This is a genomic window from Bernardetia sp. (genome assembly GCF_020630935.1).
GTDB lineage: Bacteria > Bacteroidota > Bacteroidia > Cytophagales > Bernardetiaceae > Bernardetia.
Map to the genome: position 1 here is coordinate 1 of NZ_JAHDIG010000138.1, position 3929 is coordinate 3929.

3 protein-coding genes are annotated in these 3929 nt (G+C 33.9%); all 3 read right to left on the reverse strand.

All coding sequences use genetic code 11. The features are described from left to right. Positions 1-25: 25 nt before the first annotated feature. The gene (locus QZ659_RS20260; protein WP_291728881.1) at positions 26-2635 is read right to left on the reverse strand and encodes a DEAD/DEAH box helicase family protein; all 2610 of its coding nucleotides are present in this window, start codon (positions 2633-2635) and stop codon (positions 26-28) included. A gap of 2 nt (positions 2636-2637) precedes the next feature. Further along, positions 2638-2991, reverse strand: coding sequence for a hypothetical protein (locus QZ659_RS20265; RefSeq protein ID WP_291728883.1), 354 nt, complete (start codon positions 2989-2991; stop codon positions 2638-2640). A 60-nt stretch (positions 2992-3051) separates the two neighbouring features. Further along, the coding region (locus QZ659_RS20270; RefSeq protein WP_291728885.1) for a site-specific DNA-methyltransferase at positions 3052-3929 on the reverse strand (878 nt) is incomplete at its 5' end.

Sequence of the window (3929 nt, forward strand, 5' to 3'; positions counted from 1 at the left end):
GACCTTTTTTTATTTTCTCTTAATTTTAATCTAAAATTGCACGGACTATTGGTTTTATCAAAGCCCAATCAGGGTTATAGCCACCGATAGGCGTTTTGATGGTAAACCAAGATGGAAGTTTGATATAGAAAAGTACATCGTCTCTAGTCTCACATTCCTCTGCAAATTTTCTTTCAGGGGTAGAAAGTGAATCAATTAGAACATAATTATATAAGGTCTTATCTTGGTTTTTTACGGCTATCAGATTTTCAACATAAGATTCTATTTCTGTACTTTCAAATAATTGCATTTCGTAAAATTGGTCTGCAATTCTTTCATACTTGATACCTGAAATTTTGAGTCTATCAAATTCAATCTTGATAGCCTTTACTACGGCATCCATGAATAATTGAGGATTGTTAAACACCTCTCCAATACGTCCTGATTGAAGTACGATTTTTGAAATAGTATCTCTTGTTAGTTCTGTTTTTGATTGTATGTAAGCGATAAAATCAGGTATATCAAAATTAGAAGTATCTACGCTTCTATCTTTGGAACTCTTTACATAACCTCCAACTTCTACCAAGTTCCCACCATCATCTTTTACAAAGGTGACTTCGTTTTTAATTCTTTGGATAGATGGTTTTGGTATGTGTTCCATGTTCTTTATTCCTTCGACTGCTTTTTCTATCAGTTCAGCAGTATCATAATCAACGTTGTATTCTGTCTTGTGCTTGATTCTATTCCAAAGGTCTAAGAAGTTTTGGTCAAGCTCCCATCCTTTTTTGAGTTCTACTTTGGTGCGGTCACGAGCATTTTTGATTCTACCTTTGAAACTAACGCCACATTCTTCTTGAATCTCATTTTGTAGCGACCTTGCAAAAACCTCATAACTTTCATTGGCTACGATGGTTAAACGATTGACTGCTCTTTCTCTATTTCTTACCCCTTCTTGAGTAACACACAAACGAAGTCCACGACCTATTTCTTGGCGTTTCTTCAAAGTAGATTGTGTTTCATTCAAAGTGCATATTTGGAAAACATTAGGATTATCCCAACCTTCTCTAAGTGCCGAATGACTAAAGATAAAACGCAATGGAGTGTTTATATCCAGTAGTTTTTCTTTGTCCTTCATTATTAGTTGATAAGTTTCATTATCTGCTATGGTTGATTTTCCTTCTCTACTATCTTTGAACCTCTTGTTTTTATCTTGTGAAAAGTAACCGTCATGTAAATCCTTAGTTTCGTATGGGTATAGGTCTTTGTATTTTGGGTTTTGGATAGCTTTTTCAAATAGCTCTTTAAACCATAAAGCAAACTTTCCAGCTACTTCATTTCCTGATGGGTCATAAGAACGGTAATTAGCTACCTTATCAATAAAGAAAATGGAAAGTACCTTTATTCCTTTTTGGCTTAATTCCCGTTCTTTTTTCAAGTGGTTCTCTATGGTGGCTCTTATCATATCCTTCTGAATTTCATCAGTCATACCACCTTGAGGCTGTCCTTTATATAGGGTGTTTCCACTTGAAATTTCTATCAGTTCTTCATCTGAATCAATGAAGTTGATAACGTAACCATCCCTATATGCCTCTACTCCATTTGATAATTGGAAAAGGTCACTACCCGTACCAGCCGTAACAGATTTCTTGGTGACTCCGTTTTTTTCGTTCTTTAGGATGGTGATTTTTGCCTTTGTTGATTTTTTTGCTAATTTGAAAGAATCTAAACTTACAAAAGCTCCGCTACCATCATTTTGAGCTATGACAGAATCTACCTCTATCTGTTTGACAAGCCCTAAGTCGTATGCTTTCACAGGGTCAAGTTGATAGATAAGATTATAGGAATTGACATGAGTTGCCGAATAACGAATGACAAGAAGCGGATTAAGGTTTGTAATAGCTTTTTTACGGGTGTCGGTCTTCATGTTTTGAGGTTCATCAAGAATCACTATTGGTTTAGTTCCCTGCAAGTCCTCAATTGGTTTAATACCTCTTTCCCTTATTTGGTTGATAATGTTTGTATCAGTAGCAAAACTGCTAATATTAATAACCATTATTTCAATGGAATTGCTACGAGCAAAATTGCTAATCTTGGTTAATTTAGCGTTGGTCTTTTTAGAATCATATACATCAAAATTGACAGGAACATTATCATACAGTTCTTGCAAATGGTCATGTGTTATTTCCAAGTTTTTGACTGTACCCTCACGAATAGGAACGGACGGAACAACGATAATAAATTTCTTGAATCCATAGGTTTTATTAAGTTCATAGATGGTACGAAGATAGACATACGTTTTACCAGTACCAGTTTCCATTTCGATAGAAATATTTGGGTAGTCCGTCCAAATGCTATCTTCTGTAATTGGCGAATTGTCTATTGGAGGGTCATTATAGTATAACTTTTCTAGTGCTTCTGACTGCTCTAGTTCATTAGCTTCTTGAACCTTTTTAATATTCTCCAAAAGTTGTTCCTCACTAATAGTAAGATTATTAGCAGTACCTCTTTCAGTTAGTTTTAAACTCCCTGCTCTATCATCTGATAAAGAAAACTCAAAATCAGAATTGTTGAGGTCTTGCCCTTCAAAAATATCTATCACCGACTGGATAGCATCTAATTGATATTGTTGGTTCTTTTCAAATACAATTTTTTTCATAGCTATACAGTCTTAAAGGTTATTCCATTATCTTCAAACTTGAGTTGTGCGTTAGTCTTTTTCTTATCCTCACCTTTGAAAAGGCTGTCTAGGCAAATGACCGTTTTAGGCTTTAATTTCAAGACCGTATCTTGAGCCTCTTTACTATAAGCATCAAGAATAAAAGCATACCTCTTATCGGAAGTATGATAAACATTAACTCCTTCTTGTAGTTCTATTTTGACAACGTTTTCAGTTAGCTTAATACCATTTTTGATAAGCAACTCCCAAAGAATATTCTCTGTTAAAGAACTTCCTTTTTCAGGTTGAACAAATAACTGGATTTGGTTTTTCAAATCTTCTTCATTATCCACCATATCACCACGCCATAGCTTGAAATTAGAACTAGCTAGTTTGTATTTACGAAAACCTAAAACTTATGGCGATTCAAATTCTATTTTTCCGTCACGCTCTGCTTTTATTTTTTCAATGACTTTTTTTATTCTAGTTTCTGCAATCTCTGATATTGTGGTAAAACCTTCTTTATATGCTTCGCTTTTTTCTTCTAGTTTTTCAGGAAGCTGTACGCATATAAATTTCCTCTTTCCTCCATCTTTTTCATTCTGTGAAAGGACTGCATGAGATAAACTTCCGCTTCCACTAAAAAAATCTAAAATAATTTGTTCTTCATCTTTCTCTGTACCGACTTCTATTAATCTTCTTACGAACATTGTAGGTTTTGGAAATGAGAATACTTGTGCTTTTCCAAATAAATCAATTATTTCATTAGTTCCATGTTGTGTAAAAACATCATCAATCAAAGAAAAAGCCTTGCTTCTTCTTATATTTCCATCTTCATCTTTTAAATATTGTTTAGTGTGTACTGCAATCCCACCATTTTTATCTTTTAAAAATGCTAATTCCCCTTTTTCAAGGGCATCTTCTACGCGTTTTTTGCTCCAAAGCCATTGCCTTTTTGGCATAACTTCTTTTCCATCAGGTGTTGGTATTGGAAATACTAAATTTGGTCTATCTCCCATACTTTTTGTTGCTTCTAAGGGGTGAGTTCTGTATCCACCTCTTTTATCAAAATTCTCATCTTTTAACTTATAATATCTTTTTATTGATTCTTCAGAGCTATCAACAAATATTGGTTCTAAAACACTTACATTCTTACAATAAACCAAAACATATTCATGCAAACTAACTAAGTATTTTTCTTTTGCTCCACCACCATATCTTTTTTTCCAAATTATAGTATCAACAAAGTTTTCTTCTCCAAAAACTTCATCCATCAACATTTTTAAATTAGCTT

Coding starts and splice junctions, on each gene's coding strand:
- QZ659_RS20260 (WP_291728881.1), bottom strand. CDS start 2,635: ATGAAAAAAATTGTATTTGAAAAGAACCAACAATATCAATTAGATGCT.
- QZ659_RS20265 (WP_291728883.1), bottom strand. CDS start 2,991: ATGGTGGATAATGAAGAAGATTTGAAAAACCAAATCCAGTTATTTGTT.